Annotated in this window: 18 protein-coding genes and 1 pseudogene; 13 read left to right on the forward strand and 6 right to left on the reverse strand. The window is 42.2% G+C overall.

Going from position 1 to position 19,710, the window contains the following annotated elements; all coding sequences use genetic code 11:
- Positions 1-3: 3 nt before the first annotated feature.
- Positions 4-336 (reverse strand): YceK/YidQ family lipoprotein, encoded by a 333-nt coding sequence (locus A8140_RS07515; protein WP_005528282.1) that lies wholly within the window; start codon positions 334-336, stop codon positions 4-6.
- 1,264 nt (positions 337-1,600) lie between these two features.
- On the opposite strand from A8140_RS07515, the gene A8140_RS07525 reads away from it, so the two are divergent.
- Complete coding sequence (locus tag A8140_RS07525; RefSeq protein ID WP_038863168.1) at positions 1,601-3,139, forward strand: lytic polysaccharide monooxygenase; 1,539 nt, start codon at positions 1,601-1,603, stop codon at positions 3,137-3,139.
- 300 nt (positions 3,140-3,439) lie between these two features.
- Here the strand turns inward: A8140_RS07525 and A8140_RS07530 are convergent, their stop codons facing one another.
- Complete coding sequence (locus tag A8140_RS07530; protein ID WP_005528285.1) at positions 3,440-5,131, reverse strand: AMP-binding protein; 1,692 nt, start codon at positions 5,129-5,131, stop codon at positions 3,440-3,442.
- A gap of 381 nt (positions 5,132-5,512) precedes the next feature.
- On the opposite strand from A8140_RS07530, the gene A8140_RS07535 reads away from it, so the two are divergent.
- Entirely contained in the window at positions 5,513-5,788 is a 276-nt protein-coding gene (locus A8140_RS07535; RefSeq protein WP_005528286.1) for an HU family DNA-binding protein, read from the forward strand.
- A gap of 848 nt (positions 5,789-6,636) precedes the next feature.
- Positions 6,637-6,825: a hypothetical protein gene (locus tag A8140_RS07540; RefSeq protein WP_005528288.1), complete on the forward strand. Its 189-nt coding sequence runs from the start codon at positions 6,637-6,639 to the stop codon at positions 6,823-6,825.
- 20 nt (positions 6,826-6,845) lie between these two features.
- Here the strand turns inward: A8140_RS07540 and A8140_RS07545 are convergent, their stop codons facing one another.
- Positions 6,846-8,129 carry a mechanosensitive ion channel family protein gene (locus tag A8140_RS07545; protein ID WP_005528289.1) on the reverse strand — a complete coding sequence of 428 codons (1,284 nt, stop codon included), beginning with the start codon at positions 8,127-8,129 and terminating at the stop codon, positions 6,846-6,848.
- 295 nt (positions 8,130-8,424) lie between these two features.
- Between A8140_RS07545 and A8140_RS07550 the strand changes: the two genes are divergently transcribed.
- Together A8140_RS07550 and A8140_RS07555 are read left to right on the forward strand one after the other, a co-directional pair.
- Positions 8,425-8,988 (forward strand): HdeD family acid-resistance protein, encoded by a 564-nt coding sequence (locus tag A8140_RS07550; protein WP_005528290.1) that lies wholly within the window; start codon positions 8,425-8,427, stop codon positions 8,986-8,988.
- A gap of 183 nt (positions 8,989-9,171) precedes the next feature.
- Entirely contained in the window at positions 9,172-9,591 is a 420-nt protein-coding gene (locus tag A8140_RS07555) for a cupin domain-containing protein (RefSeq protein ID WP_005528291.1), read from the forward strand.
- Between the two features lie 65 nt (positions 9,592-9,656).
- Here A8140_RS07555 and A8140_RS07560 read toward each other — a convergent pair whose 3' ends face one another.
- A complete protein-coding gene (locus A8140_RS07560) occupies positions 9,657-10,559 on the reverse strand; it encodes a DMT family transporter (protein WP_005528292.1) in 903 nt (300 codons plus the stop codon).
- 120 nt (positions 10,560-10,679) lie between these two features.
- On the opposite strand from A8140_RS07560, the gene A8140_RS07565 reads away from it, so the two are divergent.
- A complete protein-coding gene (locus A8140_RS07565; protein ID WP_005528293.1) occupies positions 10,680-11,162 on the forward strand; it encodes a MarR family winged helix-turn-helix transcriptional regulator in 483 nt (160 codons plus the stop codon).
- Positions 11,163-11,244: 82 nt separating this feature from the next.
- Here A8140_RS07565 and A8140_RS07570 read toward each other — a convergent pair whose 3' ends face one another.
- Positions 11,245-11,715 carry a hypothetical protein gene (locus tag A8140_RS07570; RefSeq protein WP_050557392.1) on the reverse strand — a complete coding sequence of 157 codons (471 nt, stop codon included), beginning with the start codon at positions 11,713-11,715 and terminating at the stop codon, positions 11,245-11,247.
- 364 nt (positions 11,716-12,079) lie between these two features.
- On the opposite strand from A8140_RS07570, the gene A8140_RS07575 reads away from it, so the two are divergent.
- The 7 genes and pseudogenes from A8140_RS07575 (at position 12,080) to A8140_RS07605 (ending at position 18,527) form a co-directional block, all read left to right on the forward strand.
- Positions 12,080-12,514, forward strand: a complete 435-nt coding sequence (locus A8140_RS07575) for an Mpo1 family 2-hydroxy fatty acid dioxygenase (RefSeq protein ID WP_005528295.1) — start codon at positions 12,080-12,082, stop codon at positions 12,512-12,514.
- A gap of 399 nt (positions 12,515-12,913) precedes the next feature.
- Positions 12,914-13,462: a class IV adenylate cyclase gene (gene cyaB / locus A8140_RS07585; RefSeq protein ID WP_005528296.1), complete on the forward strand. Its 549-nt coding sequence runs from the start codon at positions 12,914-12,916 to the stop codon at positions 13,460-13,462.
- 138 nt (positions 13,463-13,600) lie between these two features.
- Positions 13,601-13,930 carry a hypothetical protein gene (locus tag A8140_RS07590; protein WP_005528297.1) on the forward strand — a complete coding sequence of 110 codons (330 nt, stop codon included), beginning with the start codon at positions 13,601-13,603 and terminating at the stop codon, positions 13,928-13,930.
- 202 nt (positions 13,931-14,132) lie between these two features.
- Entirely contained in the window at positions 14,133-15,461 is a 1,329-nt protein-coding gene (locus A8140_RS25520; RefSeq protein WP_005528298.1) for a PAS domain-containing protein, read from the forward strand.
- Between the two features lie 24 nt (positions 15,462-15,485).
- On the forward strand, positions 15,486-16,616 hold the full coding sequence (locus A8140_RS25525; protein ID WP_005528299.1) for an ATP-binding protein: 1,131 nt from the start codon (positions 15,486-15,488) through the stop codon (positions 16,614-16,616).
- Positions 16,617-16,786: 170 nt separating this feature from the next.
- A pseudogene (locus tag A8140_RS25090) lies at positions 16,787-17,402 on the forward strand (sugar O-acetyltransferase).
- A 183-nt stretch (positions 17,403-17,585) separates the two neighbouring features.
- Entirely contained in the window at positions 17,586-18,527 is a 942-nt protein-coding gene (locus A8140_RS07605; RefSeq protein WP_005528302.1) for a DMT family transporter, read from the forward strand.
- A gap of 78 nt (positions 18,528-18,605) precedes the next feature.
- Here A8140_RS07605 and A8140_RS07610 read toward each other — a convergent pair whose 3' ends face one another.
- Entirely contained in the window at positions 18,606-19,709 is a 1,104-nt protein-coding gene (locus A8140_RS07610) for a porin (protein ID WP_005528304.1), read from the reverse strand.
- Position 19,710: the final 1 nt, after the last annotated feature.

Below are 19,710 nucleotides of genomic sequence, written 5' to 3' on the forward strand. Positions count from 1 at the left end.
ACTTTAGATCATGCTATGTGTGCCACAGCCTTGTGTTAATGCAAATCGATAGTCCGTCGTTGGCGTAAACACCATTGCTAAATCAACCGGAAGAAAGACGACATCTGCTGCTAAAGAGAGCGGGATGTCGATGAAAGTCAAAGGGTAAAAGACATAGTCGACCACCGAGTCGTTTCTAAAAGCGCAAGGTTGGGACGCGACTGCCAGTGTTGTTCCTGAAAACGGCGCTCCATACCCTCCCACAAGGTGAGTATCCAAAGAAGAACAACCCATCATTGAAGTGGTAAGCGTAAGAAGTAATGCAGTTCGTAGTTTCTTAAGATTATTGTTTTTCATTTTCATTTTCATTTAAATAATTTGTAAACATTGAGCTAGAAAATATATCCCAAGAGAATGAATTGCTAGCAAATATTCTTTTTTGTATGCAATAATATGCGCACTGCAGCAAAATTTAGAGTGTTTAGGTGCATAGTGGCTTTTAAGAGAGAGTGAAATGAAAGGTTTCGCTTTTATTCTCCACGGATCTCCCTAGAAATGTGTGATGGCATACACATCGCTTTTGCTGCTTTTATACTTGGCTATATTTGCTGTTTGTTAGAAATCATCGACCATTTCGATATGTGAGATAAAGAAGAAATCTATATACGCATAAGGGCAAATTGAGAACAAGATGCCGTAATCTGAGCGCTCGCTTAAACGTGATCTGCAAACCTTGGTTTCTCACATAGAACCTTGCTGAATAATGCAATGCAGAGAAAAAATAATTTTGCCAAATCACTGCCTAAAGTTGTTGCTGACATCATCTATGCCCTCTTCAATGCTCTTAAAATCAGTATAGGTGTGAGGCTGGGTAGGAGTGTTCATATTATTAAAAAAGCTTATTTTCGACAGAACTCAACTTACATTATCCAAAGGCATGGTGAAGAATCTGTTTAATGAAGAGAAGCGCCGTATCGATGTAACATTCATGTTGGAATGTTAGTGTGGGCGTGGGTAGATTCTGAAAATTATTGGCCCGCTTATTTTGGTTTGTACGAGCGAGCGGGTGAAGGATGTATTTGATGCGGAAGACATCACCATTCCATTCCCGCAAAGATATGTACATATCCAGCAATAATGAAAGGAACATCTGCTCATTTTTTGAACGCCAATAAGATTTGCGACAAGTGACAGACAGATTAATTTCATATCTGATGCATTTATCTTCGTTTAATAAAATATATGTGAGGTAAAGGTTTCGGTTTTAAATATTAAAATTTTTTATATTAGCTTGGGGTTAATTAGTTGTTTGAATTTTAAGTGATTAAAAATGAATTGGAATGTAAATCACAATTAATAGTTAATGTTTCCTTGGAATGTAAAAACACCTTTTTGGTGTATTTGCTCTAAATGTTTATTGTTTTTCTGGTATTAATTTAATTTAAATTATTGTTTTTGTTTGCTTTTTTTGTGGTTTCATTGTTTTTTTAATATTTAATAAATGTGATTTTCATTCCTATCAATAAGAAATTATCTTTTAATGGTTTAAGTTAAGTATATTATTTTTTACTGTTTTCTTATCAAAATTATAAACACGCAATAAGTGATAGCGGATATAAAAATGCGTTGGATCTTATTTGTACAAAAAACGAAAGAGAGTGAAAAAGTGAAATCAAATAAAAACATTCTTAAAGCAGCAGTGGGCATGGCGATGCTATCTGGCCTACCAACAGCAGCAAATGCTCACGGTTGGACAGAGTTTCCGAGTGCTCGCCAAAATACATGTTATGAGCAAGGCGGAGTTTGGTCGGGCAATCCACCAAATGCGGCTTGTGCTCAGGCAAAGGAGATCTCGGGTACTTATCCGTTTGTTCAGCGCAACGAGTACGCAAAGAACATTACCGACTACAACAACATGGAGGCGGTAAAAGCGGCAATACCTGACGGCACACTATGTTACGCAAACGACCCGGCGAAGAAGGGTATGGGGGCGCCACATACAGCTTGGACTCGTACAGAGCTCAACACGGGTACCTTTGAGTTCGTGTTCAATGCAACTGCACCACACAATCCATCATTCTGGGAATTTTACCTAACCAAACCAGGCGCAGATCTGAGCAAGTCTCTTGCTTGGGCTGATCTAGAGCTTATTCAGACAGAAGGTAATGTGCCAGTTGAAGGTGGTAAGTATCGCATGAACGTTACCATTCCTTCTGACCGCTCAGGCGACGCAATTCTATATGTTCGCTGGCAACGGGATGATTCGGCGGGTGAAGGGTTCTACAATTGTTCTGATATCACTATTGTGGGCGGTGATACCCCTCCACCTGAGCCAACACCACAGCCTGATCTCGTGAAGGGTGATTTGTACATCCCTGTCGACTTTGTTGGCCCAGATCTTGGTGACACGGTTAAATACGACATCATTAACAAATACGGTGAAGTAGCACGTAGCTTCGATATAGAAGTGAATGCATCAAACATCAACGATTGGGAACGTTTATTGGCTTCTGAAATCAACGGTTGGCACGCAGAGTTTAAAGACGGGGCTGTCTTCATCGGTGATTGGCATGAAGAAATGTCTCATTACATGTACTTCCAAAACGATCCTTCACGTAACTTTTTCAACTCAAAAGACAGCCGCGCATCAGGTGTTATTTCAGTTATTGATGGTGACGACGGTACGGTTGAGCCTCTAACTGGTGAACTTTACGAGCTGGTTAAGAGTGATAAGGTCGTAAACGCAGGCGACAAAGTTGTGATTGCAGTTAGTGAAGCGGCGAATCTGACTCAAACCCAAGGCACAGCGGTGAGCATTCAAAACAATGGTACCGCGTCTATCGTGGTAGATACGACAGCCATTACTCAGAATGAAACACTTTCGTTTGTTGCTAACGCAGTAAACAGTGAACGTAAAGAGACATTCACATTTGAAGTGATTACAGATGAAGGTACGGTTGATCCAGATCCAACACCAGACCCAGATCCAACACCAGATCCAAGTGGTGATGAATGGGATGCGGCAAAAACGTATCTAGGTGGTGAAGTGGTGTCTTACGCTGATGGAAAATGGAAAGCTCAGTGGTGGATTGAAGGTGGTGATGATCCACAAACGACATACCAAAAAGACCAATGGGGTGTTTGGCGTCCAGCTAGCTAATCTCATTCACTAAAGCCAAATGGATTTGGCCTAGGCAAGCATCAAAGCCATCGTTCCAGTTAATAGTGCGATGGCTTTTTAGTGTTAAAAAAGCGCAGGTTAAAATCAGAAAATTAGCCTATTGCTCTAAATCCGTCTGAGGGAGAGCAGACTTTAAGGTGCATATTTGAGAGTGATTCATAGTACCTCTAGTGTTAGATAAACCCCTAGGGTTCGATGTAGACTCACAAATTCTCATTAGAAGAAGCATAATAAATGAAACTAATGTGCTTTACTTCTAAACTCACAAAAATGGCATTTTCAGTCTGTTTGTTCCATGCTTCTTTGCTCTGATTCCATAAACTCTCGCATTTTGTATTTCTGTAATTTGCCAGTGACTGTGAGCGGAAATTTATCGACAAAACGAATGACGGATGGGACCTTAAAGTGTGCTATTCTCTCGGATAGGTATACCTTTATGTCATCTTCTGAGACTTTGTGGCCTTGTGCAAGTTTGATCCACGCACAAACTTTTTCACCATAATAGTCATCAGCAACTCCAAAAACTGCGACATCCTCTATTGTTTCTAGTCCGTGCAGAACATCTTCTATGTCACGAGGGAAAATGTTTTCTCCTCCACGAATAATTAGGTCTTTGGATCGTCCAACTATGCTTAGATACCCTTCATCGTCCATCACGGCAAGATCTCCAGAGTGGAGCCACCCTTCAGAGTCTATTGTGTTTGAGGTTTTTTCTTCATCGTTCCAATAGCCGAGCATTACGCAATATCCTCTGGTACAAAGCTCACCTATCGTATTCCTCTCTGCAATGTTACCGTTAAGGTTAATGACTTTTACTTCAGTATGGCGTAACACTTGCCCAACAGTAGAAAGCCTTTTCTGGATAGGATCTTGAGGGCTTAACATGCAGCTCAGAGGACTTGTTTCGGTTTGCCCATAAGCGATGAGTAAATCATCCATGTGCATTTTTTCTTGAACCTCGATTATCAGGTCTTCTGGGCAAGTGGCACCTGCTATTGCCCCAGTTCTAAGTGTACTGAGATTAAAATTGCTGAGTTCCGGATTTCGTAATTGTGCGATGAACATTGTTGGTACTCCATGCAATACCGTACAACTTTCAGTTTCAATGGTCTTGAGAGTGTCTAGTGGGTCAAAACTTTCTCCACACAAAATGGCGCAAGCTCCAGCAGTCAGACAGGTTAGGTTACCTCCTACCATACCAAAGCAGTGATAAAGTGGCACTGGTATACACAGTCTATCTCTTTCATCCATTGCCAGTTTGTCTGCTATTGAAAAGGCATTATTCAAAATATTAAAGTGTGTAAGCGTTGCTCCTTTGGGAGACCCTGTAGTTCCTGATGTAAATTGGATATTTATTGGCTGATCACAACGTAATGAAGCACATATAGTTCTTACTTTTTTTATGCCACGCTCATCTTGTAAGAACAGATCTCTAAATGAGTAAAAACCTTTTTCTTTACGTTCATCAATGAGGACCAGAGATTTTAGCGATGGAAGTTTGGATGTCTCAGCGTGATTACTTTCTTGCTCTCCAAGTTGAGGAATGAGTTGTTTAATAAGTTCAATATAGTTTGAGCCTTTAAATCCGCGAGTCATGATCAACACAGAGCAGTTGACTTTTTTCAGTGCGTATTCGAGTTCCAACGATTTGTAGGCTGGATTGATACAAACCAGAATTGCGCCTATTTTGGCTGTCGCGTACTGAGTAATAGTCCATTCAATGCAATTTTGAGCCCAAATGGCGACCCTGTCACCTTCTTTTACACCGATACTAAGCAACCCACTAGCAAGTTGGTTCACTTTGGTATTTAGTTCTTGATAAGACATTCTCTTATTTTGGTGTATTGAAACTAAAGCTTCTTTATCGGGATAAAGATTCGATTGCCTTTCCAATAATAACCCAATTGTGTCCTCGGTAAGCGAGCCTGAGAAATCACCTTTTGTGTAACTTAAATTCTTATCTAACAACATAATTTTCCCTAATATTTAACTGCAAAGTGAAAAGTATGGCACTAGAAGTGAATGTTGAAGATTTTATTAAGCGATAAAGCTCCCAATAATTAACATCAGGAATAACATAGCAATCAATAAGTCCCGGCCGTTAATTTAAGAGAGGTGAATCACAGCCAATAGAAAGGCATTAATATACCTTGCCATAAAAAGTGAGTTTTCACTCAGTTTAAGTTTGAGTGAGGCAATAAAGGTCCATTACTACATGCAAATCGCAATCAAATTTTCTCTTTATCCAGTCAATTTTGCATAACTTACCGTTTTTCTTAATAAAAACTTGCGTATTTTTGAGTTAAAGTCTAGATAGTTAATTGAGTATTAAGTTATCTCAAGGAGAGTAATATGAATAAGGCGCAATTGATTGAACATATCGCAAATACTTCAGATCTTTCAAAGGCAGATGCAGAAAGGGCGTTAAATGCCGTTATGGGGGGGATCGTTAACGTTTTATCATTCGGGGAAGAGGTTACTTTAATAGGGTTCGGAACTTTTAGGGTAAATAGTCGTGCTGCTCGTACAGGACGAAACCCTAAAACAGGAGAAGAGCTACAAATTCCAGCTGCAAACGTTCCTGTTTTCAAAGCAAGTAAGGTGTTGAAAGTTGCCTGCAATCAATAAAGACTATAGCTATTAGCTAATAGCTAATAGCTGATTTGTATCATTTCTGCTTTACTTTAGGCTATTCAAAATTATTGAGGTAAAGACCTTTTAATCTTATGGTTACTCCAAAATTAATATGGTCATAGGCTCAGCTATGACCATATAACACAGTTGAATTATGCTAAAAGCTACACTATTGATGATTAATTTTTTTGAACATTAGTTTAAAGTTAGTTCTAAGCTGCTGTGAGTAAGTCAAAGCTGTATTTGATTGCGAATAATTATAATGAGGTAAGTATCACTACGATAACTGTAAGCGTTCATAAGTTTCTGTTGGACGTCTAACTTATTTTTATAATGATGCCAGAGATAAATCAGTGGGGGGAGGCTTTGTCTAAGTTTTTAACATGATAGCCTATTTATCACTTGAAACCTATTGGGTTAATGAATTATTTAAGTATGAGTAAAACATTAATAACGAATGTAACTTCGGACAACATAATAGCTTTATTGGAAAGTCTGCCATTAGAGCAAGTTATAATGTTAAAGCACCATATAGATACTATTGTAGGTAATGATTCGAGTGTACCGAGTACACTTTCTGACGATGAACTATTATTTATTTCAACCCTATTTAAGGACAAGTAACGGTAAGTGGTTGAGATGATATAAATTATCGCTATGTTTTATAAAAGAAATTTCAGCTTTCAAGACGTTAGTACACCCTTGAACGATAAAACTGCGATTCTCGTAGGCATTCTGTTGGAAAAGTTCTGCCGTATGCTATCCAGACTACTATCGGAATTTGTAAGAATTCTCCCTAAATCTATAAATGTTAGTCGGGGGAGATCATTGTGAAGGACAAAATGGAAACCTATTGGGTGCAGCTTGTAGATAAAGCAAGTACCGCATCTGATTTATCAGATTTGACGCGTTCAAGGTTACGAGGTTGTATCGGTAAATACGGTTTGCGTTACAAGGTGGAAGGTGGGGTGCTTACGGAGCATCGTTACAATCGTAAAAACTTCGCGCCCAGTTTAGAGAGTGAAGCATAGGCTTCACTATTGGTTCAATGTTACTGAGCGTTTTTACTGGTGACCTGTTCCAGTCCAATCTGTCTGGCATCGTGACTCGTGAACATCTGGTAAGGGCGTAAACCAAACAAGGGCATAATAGAGTAGATGTGATCGAATAAATCTGCTTGTACGCCTTCATAGTAAGCCCAGTCTGTATTGTTGGTAAAGGCGTAAACTTGAAGTGGAATACCCTCTGGCGTCGGTTCTAGCTGTCTCACCATGATAAGCATGTATTGGTGGATGTCTTTGTTCGCTTTCAAATAGGCATTAATATAAGCTCGAAACATACCCAAATTGGTCATCTGACGAAGGTTGCCAAAAGTTGGTTCGTCGCTCATTTCCTCATTGTATTCGTTGATGGCTTGCGATTTTTCATAGATGTATTGGCGCAAGATTCGAATGCTTTTCAGCTTTTCAACTTCTTCATCAGACAAGAAGCGAATCGATGTAACGTCGACATTAACAGAACGCTTGATGCGGCGACCACCTGAATCAGACATGCCTTGCCAGTTGATAAACGCGTTCTGAACCAGAGCATAGGCGGGCAGCATGCTCACGGTGTTGTCAAAGTTTCTGACTTTCACCGTGGTTAAAGAGATTTCCTCTACCGTGCCATTTGCACCATAAGCGTCCATTTGAATCCAATCGTTCAAGCTGATCATGCGGTTTGCAGAAAGCTGAATACCAGCGACGAAGCCCAATATCGTGTCCTTAAATACCAGCATCACGAAACCAGTCGCGACACCTAATCCAGACAAGAAAATGACCGGGGATTCGTTAGCGAGAATGGACATAGACACCACGACGCCAACAAAGAAGGTGAACAGCTTAATCAACTGAACAAAGCTCTTGATCGGCATTTTTTTTGTTATGCCTTTAAACGTCGCGATGTCATTCATTGCGTCGAGTAGGGCGAAGATCATCCATACAAAGATGACCAAAATCGAAATGCTCAAAATCCTATCGAAGATAGCAGCCAACCAATCATAGTGGCCTACTGCAAGGGGAATGAATACATCCAGTACCATAATTGGGATAAGCAGCGACAGTTTTTCTAATACATCGTATTTCGCCAAACTCTCAGCGAGCGGTTTGTTAGCTTTCTGCAGCACGTTATTTACTGAGCGAACAATCAAGTGATGCACGATCAAATAACTGACTGCCGCCGCGGTGAGGCTTGCTAGGATAAACACGGTGGTAAGTTCAATGCCATACGGGTCGCTGTTAATACCGACAGCACTGAGCTTTTCAGAAATGAAGGTGCGAATATGATGATCGAGCAAAATGTCATCCTCAAAAAAGTAGCCTGAATGAAAGGAGTGGGAACGTCTAGAGAAAAGGCAGGTAACAAGCGTTAGAAAGCCGCTAATCCTACTCTCCATCTCCTTGTTTTGCACTGGTTTAATCCAGCAATCTTGAAACTTATTGTTTAAAAATAGCGTATAGGCGGCGATGTGATACAGGTTTAACATCTATTAATGCAAACGGGACATGTATTTCTGTTAAGTCTGTGAACTCTCTATGTTTTTAATAGACTAGACTGAAGAGGCGGCTCGCGTTTAATTTAAGAGGCATTCAATGGAAAATTCTAATCAATCACAACAGCCCACATTCCTATCTAAAGGCTGGAAATACTTCGTTATCGTTGGTGTTATCATCGCACTAATGGGTATTGGCGCAATGAGTTTGCCCGTACTGGCAGGCGTGACGATCTCAACCATCGTGGGTGCCGTACTCTTGTTCAGTGGTCTGGTTCAGGCTTACCACACATTCTCCATCAATGTTTGGAAAGACAAGCTTTGGTATGTATTAAGCGCCGTACTGTATATTGTGGGTGGTCTGTTTGTCTTGTTCAAACCACTGGCGGGCCTTGTCACGATTACCATGTTGATGGTGATTGTGATGATTTTAAACGGTTTGACTCGTATCTTCTTTGGCTTGAGCAATCGTAGCCTACCAAGTAGCAACGTTATTGTATTCAGTGGCGTAATTTCAGTGCTTATCGGTGGTTACTTTTTCATGTTGCTCGATGATCCTGCATTCTCAACCACGCTATTGGGCACGTTTGTGGGCATCTCACTACTGATTGAAGGCATCAGCTTCATTTTTATGGGCTTACAAATGAAAAAGCTCTCCCAGTAAAGGCGCTATCTAGCGCTAAAACTTTGTCAAATAGAGAATGCCTGCCGATTCGGTGGGCATTTTTTATGGACGACTTAAAATCGATCTCAACCTCACATATTCACCATTCAAGTCAGGCTCATATCTGAATCTCTCTTACTGTTTAAGTAAAGGTAAAGGTTATTAATAAACAAGGAGAGAACTTTGAAACCGATTCAAACTGCAGTGATTGCACTTTCATTGGTGTTTAGCTGTGTATGGGCAGACATTCAATCGCCAGACTCAGTAGAGGCTGAAGTGGTATTACAGACTACCACCAGCTGGGACGGCACTACGTTGCCAGAATACCCAAAAGGCCAATCTGAAGTTACCATTTTGAAAATTACCGTCCCGAAGGGCGTGCAGCTTCCAATGCATCAACATCCTGTTATTAACGCAGGCATTGTGCTGAAAGGGGAAATCACAGTCACGAAACAGGATGAAGAGAAGATCGTGCTGAAAGCCGGAGACGCAATTGCGGAAGTCGTCGACCAATGGCATTTTGGTGCAAATACGGGTGATGAGCCGACAGAGATTCTGGTCTTTTACGCTGGTGTGAAAGATAAGCCGATAACGGTGAAGTGAAGAACAGCAGAACCAAAAGCCCGAGCATAAAAACTCAGGCTTTTTGTGTTTCACGTTATAGAGCGTTATGACTCACAAGGCTTTGCGTGATTAATACTGCGTTTTTGTTTAAATGACATCACCAGTTGCGGAACGAGCGACATCAGGATCATGCCAAGCATCAAGCTGTATTGAACGGGAGTGAAGCTTTCGCCCATCAATACTAAGCCAGAAACAATGCCAGCGACTGGGTTTGCGATACCACCGAAGGTAAAGTCCACTACAGACATGCGTTGCAATAGCCATACGTACATGCCGTAACCAAGCGCAGTGTTGAGTACTATAACCCATAATAAACCACCGACGTTTCTTAATGAGGCGTTGTGCAGGGCATTCACATACGGCTCTGGATTAACGCTCGCGAAGATGGCTGCGGCGATAGAAAGAATGATGCCGCCTAAGATGAGCTGCCATGTTAGCACCGTCCACCAGTGCATTCTTGTCCCAAGAGACTTAGTGACGCTACTGCCGATAACGATACACATGATTGCAGATAGCATTGCGATTAAGCCAATGGGGTTAAGTGTGATTGAGCTAGGATCAAACAGGAACCACGCCAATGCAATGAGCGCTGCGCCACTTATCCCTTGAATCAAACTTGGTTGTCGTTTGTATACTACCCAGCCAAATAGCATCGCGAACACAGGGACAGAAATCATGCCGACGCCAGAAATTGCGGAAGGCAAGGTCAACGCCATAACAAAGATGAGTCCGAAGAAAAGGGCGATATTGATCGTGCCGAGTACCAATAAGATCTTCCAATCTTGTTTCTTTGGTAGTGATGGGTTGATGGCAAGCAACAAAAGGCCAGCCGGCAAAGCTCGCAGTGCGCCAAGTAACACTGGCGGCCAGTCTGGCAGAGTAAATTGTGTTACGGCGTAGGTGGTGCCCCAAAAGAACGCCGGAATCATCGCGAGTAAAATGTTCATATTAAATATCTTTATGTTGAGATAATTTATTGTAACGATACGTTTGAAATGACTTTTTGTAAAGTATCTTTATGTTAAGATTAATTTTTAAGTCAGAATGTCTTTGGAGATGAAAGGGTAATGGACGCAATTGACAGAGTGGTAAGCCAATGGGCTAAGGAAAAGCCGGAGCTCGACACTGAACCGATGGCGATCATGGGGCGCTTGATGAGAATCGCGAAACACATGGAGAACCACGTCGCCGAGCTGCACAAACGTTACGATCTCAAAATGGGCGAGTTTGATGTATTAGCAACGCTGCGACGCAGTGGTCCGCCATATCGTTTAACGCCATCGGAGCTAATTTCATCCATGATGCTGACGTCCGGTGCTATGACAAATCGGCTAGATAAGCTAGAGAAGAAAGGTCTAATTGCACGTGAGCACAGTAAAGAAGATCGCCGCAGCGTCACTGTCGAACTCACAGAAAAAGGTTTCGAGCTCATTGACTCACTGATAGAGCAACACCTTCAAGCGCAACATGAGTTGATGGGGTCTTTGAGTAGTGCAGAAAAAGGGCAGATTAATCAGGCGTTAAAGCTCTTATTGCCGCAGTATGAGTAAGCTGACGTTCGGAAAATTTAGCCCCTGAGGAGGGGCTAAATAGTATTGATGCAACAAGTAACTAAAGTCTTGGACAGCAGAACTATTTAACCTTAACTGCATCTGCCATCATTTTGTCTGTCGCATTTTCTAGAAGTACAACATTCAAGTTCTCAATATCTTGTCCATTCTTGGCCTCGATTGCCCACATTCCGCCTGTTGCAGGGTCAACAATCAACCAGCCGATCAGGCCACCCAAAAGAATATTGCCACCAATGTACCAACCACTTGCTGAAGAAGTTAATGGGATTATTTGGTTCTCGTAGCCAGCAGAAGAAACTTCAAGGTTGTAATTCGCTCCGTCGAAGAAACCATCAGAGCGTTCTAGATTGTAGAAAAGAGAGCCTTTTGACTGTGCAATGATGGAGCCGTTTGAGGAGAGCAGTTTGATGTCAGCTGACGAAGGTGTCGCTTTAACTGTCATGTTTTGAGTTGTACCGTTGATGATAGAGCCACAGCCTGTTAACAACAAAGCGCTTAAGGTAGCGCTCAATAACATTTTGTTTTTGTTCAAAATATAATCTTAATATAGTGGTGTGAAAATTGAGTGCAGATTCTAGATCAATGGATTGGTAATTTCTAATATGTTTTATATATAAAACTAAATTATAAATACTCCGCACCTATATTGGGAAAAGTGAGATTTGTTTTATTTGAAAGCTATAGGAAACCATGGTGTTATTTCGTTGATAAATTATATTGGGTTGTAGAGTCTTTATAAGCGATTGTTTATCCCAAAATATTACACTTTCAAATCAGTAACATAGTTTGTGCTTGGTCACAGATACTTTGTTTATTATCAATATCTTCAGGCAAAAACTCGCACCTTTAACTCGCACCGACTATATAAATGTTATAGCGATGTTAAAGGTGAAGTTATGCGTGCACTTTCTGAATGGTTAGAAGCCTACGGTGAAAGCCATCAAAACCCAATAAACCAAAAGATTCACAAGGTCGCGGTACCCGGCATCTTTTTATCCGTGGTTGGCTTGATTTGGTCCATTCCGCAGATTCCTTTATTTGGGTTCAATCTCAACTGGGTATGGGTTGTTGCGCTACCCGCGTGGAACTTTTACTACCGCCTTTCTCTAAGCGTATTCATTATGATGATTGGCTACACAGTTGCGTGTATCGGCCTGATCTGGTCGATGGACATACTAGGTTGGCCAGTCTTACAGATTTCGATGCTACTTTTTGGTGTGCTTTGGATTTTCCAGTTTATCGGGCACAAAATCGAAGGGAAGAAACCATCGTTTTTTGAAGACGTTCAGTTTTTACTGATTGGTCCTATTTGGGTGTTTCGTAAGCAATAATGAGATGAGCAAGAAGTTATGGTAATAAGGAGTTGCTAGTCTCCAGATAGTTCCCATTTTTATCGAGATCTATTATGCCTACCGCTCTGTTTGTTTTAGTTTTTGTAAGCGTCATTCCTTATGCACTTGTAGGTCTTGGTGGATATGCCAAGATTCAGCACTCGGTCATCTTGATAATCATCATCCACGCTTACAAGAGAGGAAACTTAGTGGACGTGACAAGCTGTATTTATATGCTTTCTCTTGCACTTTGATTTAAACGACTCGTTTGCACAAAGTTATCTTGTGTAGCATTTCGAATTACTAACCTATGTTACCATTTCGCTGGTTTTAGAAGTCCTTTAACGTTGCAAAGAACAACAAAAAAGTCGAAGCGAACAGTTGTAGTGAGGTAGTCGCGTGAGTGCACAAGTTCATTTTCTGGGGCAGTTTGAAGTTGAATTGAAATACAGAGTGAAAGACAAGCGAGCATTTTTAACCACGCTAAGCAGCCTAAAGCACGAGGTGATGTTCGAAGATAACCAAGAAGCAGATTGGTTTTACGATACACCCGAGCGCAAACTAACCAACGAAAACAAAAGCTTGGTGATTCGTGAAATTGAACCATCTGGCATTAAGCTTTGGATTGTGAAAGGACCGGAAGAAGAACGTTGCGAAGCGACAGACATCACCAAGTCCCAGGCAGCCAAAAGCATGTTGGAGAACATGGGGTATGAGGTGATTCTTCATACTAAGAAGGTTCGCAGCATCTACTTTGTCGGTGAATTCCATATCACGCTCGATCACCTTGAAGGCATTGGTTATTTCGCAGAATTCGCGATCATGACTGATGATGAAAGCGCATTAGGACGTTACAAGCAAAAACTAGAGGCTCTAGCAGGCATGTTTGGTTTGGATGAGTCCAACCGAGAACCGCGCTCTTACAAACAAATATGGACCGCTCAGTAAAATCCCCGCCATTTCTGATTAGTCTAATAAGCAACTCCCTCCAATCGCACTATGATTAAAGTAGTGCGAGCTTGGCGTCTCGCATTAACATTCCATTTCGAAAATGATGGTGACAACGTCACTTAAGCGGAGGGGGAAATGTACAACCGCGAGCACAAATATGTGTATTGGCGAGAAGAACGCAAGAAAGGCAAATGGCACTACATTATGAAGTCTTTCTTGATGATTTGCTGTGCGTTGTTGGTTGGCAAGGTAATAGGTTTATTTGTTTTTGGTGAGCTGCATTCATTGAAAGATATCACGCAGCAGTTCCCCGCCGATATTTTTATCATGATGCTGGTGGGGTTTCCTGTCAGTGTTATTGGTTGGTATCACGAAGAATCGAAGTTTTTCCGAGCATTAAAGCGTCGAGATAAGAAATTTAAAGCGCATCTGGAGGCTCGTAAAAAAAGAAATAAGCCTACTTAGAACAAATGCCGCAAGGTTCGAAATTTGCGGCATTTTTGATCCTGCCAGTTCGGTATTTTCCGCTCATAAGGTTGATGTGTGATTTGTATTGAAGGAGTTAGTTCCCAAAGGCTAACCCTAAATGAGTATGAGAATTAACCGGTTGTGTATCCTACACTTATTGATGTGAAAGCGGTGAATTCGCGCAAGGAAGCATGTGCTCATGGCAAAAAAGCTCTCTAGGTTCAGTCCGAAAGCTCTATTACTCATTTTTATTGGGATGACTGCGCTCATTTTTGGAGTCATTTCATTGATTGTGTTATCTCAAGAAAGTCAGGCTACAATAAAACAACTCCAAAAGGGGAATGGTCGGTTTGAATTGGAGTCGGCCAAGATCTTTATGGAGAAGTACTTAGAGGTAGCGGAAGACCGAATCGTCCTTGCATCCCAATACAGTGGGGTTATTGATGCCTTAGTCGACAATGATGTTGAAGGGTTAGCGTTTCAGCTGGAGCGCTTTAAAGGCCAACATCAAACGATGCAATTTGCAGCAAGAGATGTAAACGGTGAGTTGTTGTTCGAAGACACTTTCCGTCACCCCGCATCTGAACAAGAAGTCGCGATTTTTAATGCGCTTTCTGAGTCTCGACTAAATGAGCGCATCGTGTATCTGCTGCACGATGATACTAACCACATCTGCTTAAAGCTTTTTATGCCTCTTGTGAATAACGGTGATTTTGTCGGGATGTTATATGGTGAAACCGCTGTTGACTACGATGACTTTTTTGGTTCGTTCGTAACAGGAAGAGAGCGTTGGTATGAACTCAGTCAAACCATCCCACCGCTTCCTGAACTGGCTCACATAACCGAAAAACAGGCGCAAGACCATCTCTCCCATAGCCATGAGCATGTTCTAACCGCAAGCGCCATCGACCGATGGATCATCAATAAAGAACCCTTGAGCAGAGGTAATTTGCTTTTGACTCAAGGTGTCAGTAAATCCTTCTTGGACGAACAGTTAACAAACCTTCAAAGCAGTTTGCTAAAGGGCTTAATTGGTGTGCTGATCGTGAGTTCGATTATTGTAACATTCATAGGAAAAAGGCTATTTGTTAACCCACACCGTGAACTCGAAAAATCCAAGAGGGAGCTAGAAGGATCAAACTTTCAGTTGAAAGAAAAAGAGAAGGAGAGCGAGTTATTGGCGACCGTAGTTAAAGCCGCAAGAAATGCCATTGTTATCACAGACCACCACGGAAAGGTTGAATGGGTAAATAAGGCGTTTGAATCCATGACGGGTTATCAACTCGATGGCATCAAAGGGTTAGCGCCGGGGGCTTTCTTGCAAGGTGCCGATACTTCACCAGATACGATTGCAGACATCGGAAAAGCGGTTCGACAGGGTGAGCAAGTTAGGACGGAGATACTCAACTATACGAGAAACAAACAGCCCTATTGGATTGATATCGATATCATCCCATTGAGGAATGAGCAAGGTGTTGTTGAGCGTTTTATTGCTATTGAATGCGACATCACAGAAGTAAAACGCTGAGAAAGTGACCTTGAAACCGAGGCATTGAAGGCAAGGCGCGCCAATGAAGCGAAATCGGCATTTTTAGCAACGATGAGTCATGAAATAAGGACACCGCTTAATGGGCTCTTAGGCATGCTACAAATATTGAACGATGACATCCGAGACTTGGAACAGAGGAAAGTGCTGCGACTCGCATTGAACTCGGGTGAACACCTGCTCTCGATTCTCAATGATATCTTAGATTTAGCCAAGGTAGAAAGTGATGCGCTTGCACTCGATATTCATCCTTTCAAAATGGCCGACATCATTACTCCGGTGGAAGTGACTTACCAGGGATTGTGCTCAGAGAAAGGCATTGTGTTTAACGTGGATAACCACTGCAGTGATGGCTGCTACTATTGTGGTGATTCTGTGCGTATTCGACAGGTCTTGCTCAATCTTGTCGGCAATGCGCTCAAGTTTACTAAGACTGGTCATATTAACGTTTGCATCAAAGCGCTAGAGTCACCTTTCGTCGAATTTTGCGTAGAAGATTCCGGTATCGGTATTCCTCAAGATCGGATGGATTCTATTTTTAATGAATTTGAACAAGCGGAAGTGTCGACGACTCGGCAGTATGGTGGCACCGGATTGGGCTTAGCGATTTGTCAAAAACTAGTGACTCTTATGAATGGCCAAATCAGTGTTGAGAGTGGGTTAGGAAAGGGAAGCCAGTTCCGCTTTGTGATTAGCTTACCAAGTTATTTAGGCGAGGTAATTGAAGAGAAAACAGAGGACGTGAAGGGTAAAGATCTCTCGACCATTAACGCGCTGATTACGGATGACAATCGGATGAATCAAATCATCGCGAAAGTCTTTTTGGATAAGTTAGGGGCGAAAAGTCACACATGCAGCAGTGGACAAGAAGCACTGAACTTGTTGAACGAGCAGCCTTTCAATCTAATCATTATTGATAACCATATGCCAGAAATGAGTGGTATTGAGGTTGTTAAGCTAATACGCGAACAAGGGTTAGATGATATCGTGATCTTCGGATGGACTGCGGATGTGATGCAACAATCGACACAATCTTTTATCGATGCAGGTGCTGATGAAGTTCTTGCCAAACCACTCATCAAAAAGGATCTCATAGATGCTTTGTCTCGGCATTTACCTAACGCGTCAACAGAATAAGCGTCTCATTTTTGTCTGTTAAGAAACAATACATCATCGGTAAAAACGTGCCTTGGGATCATCACTTCACCCTACTATAAAGTAAAGTACGAATTTCATGACTTCTGGCAAGCATTTCTATTCTTACTCTGCTAAATCCCAACCAAGAACATCCCTTCACAGGAATAAAAATGGATATGAAAACCATAGTGCACAGCCAAAAAGTGTACTTCTGCAATGATGAGGAGTTGGCGGCAATGCAAACCCAATGTCTGTAAACCTTATACGATTACAATCACATCCGTCCCTCAGAGCCAGAAAAGCGGGACGAGATACTCGGGCGTCTTCTCACGCCTGGAGTTGAGAGTTGCTACATCTAACCGCCTTTTAGGGCGAACTGGGGATGTCACACGTACCCTCGGTGATAATGTTTACGCAAACTTCAATCTCACTTTGGTTGACGATACTTAAATCTACAATGGGGATAGCGTAATGATTGGACCGAATGTGACTATAGCGACGGCTGGGCACCCAATCGCTCCTGATTTGAGACGAGATGTCGCTCAGTTCAACATACCAGTTCGAATCGGAGATAACGTGTGGATCGGTGCAAACTCGGTGGTATTGCCGGGTGTGACGATTGGAGAGAACTCAGTGATTGGCGCTGGCAGCATAGTAACCAAGGACATTCTTGCCAACGTTGTTGCGGTTGGTAATCCGTCTCGTGTGCTGAGAGAGGTCGGACAACATGACAAAGAGTACTATTTTAAAAACCGTAAGCTTGAACAAAATATATTCAATGGTTAATCTGAACCTTCGACCCGAATAGGAAAGTAAAATGATCATCTGCACAACCAACCTCTGGTGGCTCCTCCTTCCAATGCCAAGCAGTCGGTAGGTTGAGTTGTGCCTGGCTGCGAGTAGATGCAGCCAGAGTCGTATTCTATCTCGTAGCCTTGTTTGAAAGTCATCAATCATCAAGGAGACAAAATGAATACGGCATCCGATTCCAACGACCAATCAGAAAGCCAGATCAAAAAGAAGCCAGTGAGTGCCGTGACAATAGGTGTCATGCTTGCACTTGCCGGAACACTGCTGTTTTCGATTAAACCTGTCTTTGTCAAACTCGCTTACCAGCATGGTGGTGATGCGGTCAGTATCATGACGCTACGAGCGATGAGTTCATTACCGGTTTACCTTGGCATTTTGTTTTGGACGTTGCGTAACTCTGAATATCGCGGGAAAGTGAGAAAGCATGGACTTAAAGCGGCGTCCATTGGCGTGCTGGGTTATTACTTGGCCAGTTATTTAGACATTACTGCACTTAATTACATTTCCGCCCAACTTGAGCGGTTATTACTTTTCCTTTTTCCTACTTTTGTTGTGCTGATCATGTGGTTTAAAGAGGGGCAATCACCCAAGCGTTCAGTATTATTTGCCGTTTTGGTTGGGTATCTTGGGGTTGGTCTCATTGTGGCGCACGATCTTTCTCACTATGGAGAGAAGATTTGGCTTGGTGGTGGATTAGCGATTGCGTCGGCATTTGTATTTGCTGTGTATTTGGTCATGAGTAAAGCCAGTATCGCAAAACTCGGAAGTAAGCTGTTCACCAGTATTGGAATGGGGAGTGCTGGGATTGCAATTCTTATTCATCTGTCTTTTAGCTCGCTACAGTTAAATACTATGAGTGAAGAACTCATCACCATTGGGGTATTGCTTGGCATCTTCTGCACGGTTATTCCCTCGTATTTGATAGCAGCCGCAATGGCGCGGCTCGACCCTGCACACCTGAGTTTGGTGAGCAATATTGGTCCTGCGATGACGGCGTTGTGCGCCATTTTTATATTGAATGAATCATTTACTTGGTTTCATGCCTTGGGGATGATGCTGACCGTTGTTTCGGTTGTGATGATCAACCGGTTTAAGTCATGAGTACTCTATTACAGAAGACGAAGAGCGGAGACGGTGATAGAGGGGAGGCAGGTCGATAAACATTGACCTGCCAAAGGTTTAGAACACAAAGTTAGCCATAATGGTGTACATATCTGCGCTGTCATCTGAAGGGGGAGAAACAAATGCACCTGAGGCGTCTCGATAAGCTTTAAAGTGTTGCCATTCCGCATTGAGTGACACGTTATAGTGCAGATCGTACCTCACACCCAATAGATAGCTATCGCCCACTTTATGTTCATGGTCATCAAACTGTTGGCCATAAATAGCATAAGGTGTGAACTTGTTTAAGTTATAGCTGCCTTGTACATACCATGCAGATGCAATGTCGTTGGTTTGACCTTCCAAAGTTAAAGTTAGGGCATCAAACTCATATTCTGCGCCTAGCGAGATAAGCTGAATATCTTGGCCTTTTGCTTTGATGGTTTGATCTGGAATGGGAACAACACCAACACCAGGAATAGAGGTAGTGAGGTTGTGCAGTTTCGTTTCTTGGTCGTAATTCGAATCTAAATAGGTCAAGTTCCAACGATAATAATCACCACTCAAGATGAAGTTCACGCCATACATTTCGTTAGTTTTAAACGTCAGCTCGGTATTGGCGTTAAAGTCGACGGTACTTTCATCATGAAAACCAATGAAAGGTGTCGTGGTTAACGTCATGCTGTCGTTGATCTCATAGTTCCATAGAAATGAAATCCCATTGAACGCCGTAATTCCCAGAATACTGTCATAGACTTCGTTTGGTGGCCTTGCTGGCGTAAAGGCATGCCCGACATAGTAATACTCGGAAGCGAGGAATACAGGCATTCGTAGGCGACCGGCGCGAAACTCAATATTGCCGTAGCTGTAGGATAGGTAGGCCCATTCTAGCTGAGGATCGCTCCAGTGGTCCTGTGGTCTTTTGACCATTTGAGCAGAAGCTTTAAAAGCGTCGTAATAGAAGTCGAGTTGAACACCAAAGGTGGTATCACAGTCGTAGCAGTTTTCATCGTCGATGAATCGATTAACGAGCACTGGTGTTTTGTTGTCAGTTGTTGCCCATGAGGTAGAGCCAAAGCCGCTCAACGATAAATTATCGGTGATCTCTATTGCCGCTAAGCTCGGTAAGGCCACACTGCTAAGCGCTGTTGCTATCACTGATGCGATGAGTGTTTTCTTCATA

The sequence above is a fragment of the Vibrio campbellii CAIM 519 = NBRC 15631 = ATCC 25920 genome, assembly GCF_002163755.1.
Classification (GTDB): domain Bacteria; phylum Pseudomonadota; class Gammaproteobacteria; order Enterobacterales; family Vibrionaceae; genus Vibrio; species Vibrio campbellii.

Coding starts and splice junctions, on each gene's coding strand:
- A8140_RS07515 (WP_005528282.1), bottom strand. CDS start 336: ATGAAAAACAATAATCTTAAGAAACTACGAACTGCATTACTTCTTACG.
- A8140_RS07525 (WP_038863168.1), top strand. CDS start 1,601: ATGCGTTGGATCTTATTTGTACAAAAAACGAAAGAGAGTGAAAAAGTG.
- A8140_RS07530 (WP_005528285.1), bottom strand. CDS start 5,131: ATGTTGTTAGATAAGAATTTAAGTTACACAAAAGGTGATTTCTCAGGC.
- A8140_RS07535 (WP_005528286.1), top strand. CDS start 5,513: ATGAATAAGGCGCAATTGATTGAACATATCGCAAATACTTCAGATCTT.
- A8140_RS07540 (WP_005528288.1), top strand. CDS start 6,637: ATGGAAACCTATTGGGTGCAGCTTGTAGATAAAGCAAGTACCGCATCT.
- A8140_RS07550 (WP_005528290.1), top strand. CDS start 8,425: ATGGAAAATTCTAATCAATCACAACAGCCCACATTCCTATCTAAAGGC.
- A8140_RS07560 (WP_005528292.1), bottom strand. CDS start 10,559: ATGAACATTTTACTCGCGATGATTCCGGCGTTCTTTTGGGGCACCACC.
- A8140_RS07565 (WP_005528293.1), top strand. CDS start 10,680: ATGGACGCAATTGACAGAGTGGTAAGCCAATGGGCTAAGGAAAAGCCG.
- A8140_RS07575 (WP_005528295.1), top strand. CDS start 12,080: ATGCGTGCACTTTCTGAATGGTTAGAAGCCTACGGTGAAAGCCATCAA.
- A8140_RS07590 (WP_005528297.1), top strand. CDS start 13,601: ATGTACAACCGCGAGCACAAATATGTGTATTGGCGAGAAGAACGCAAG.
- A8140_RS25520 (WP_005528298.1), top strand. CDS start 14,133: ATGGCAAAAAAGCTCTCTAGGTTCAGTCCGAAAGCTCTATTACTCATT.
- A8140_RS07605 (WP_005528302.1), top strand. CDS start 17,586: ATGAATACGGCATCCGATTCCAACGACCAATCAGAAAGCCAGATCAAA.
- A8140_RS07610 (WP_005528304.1), bottom strand. CDS start 19,709: ATGAAGAAAACACTCATCGCATCAGTGATAGCAACAGCGCTTAGCAGT.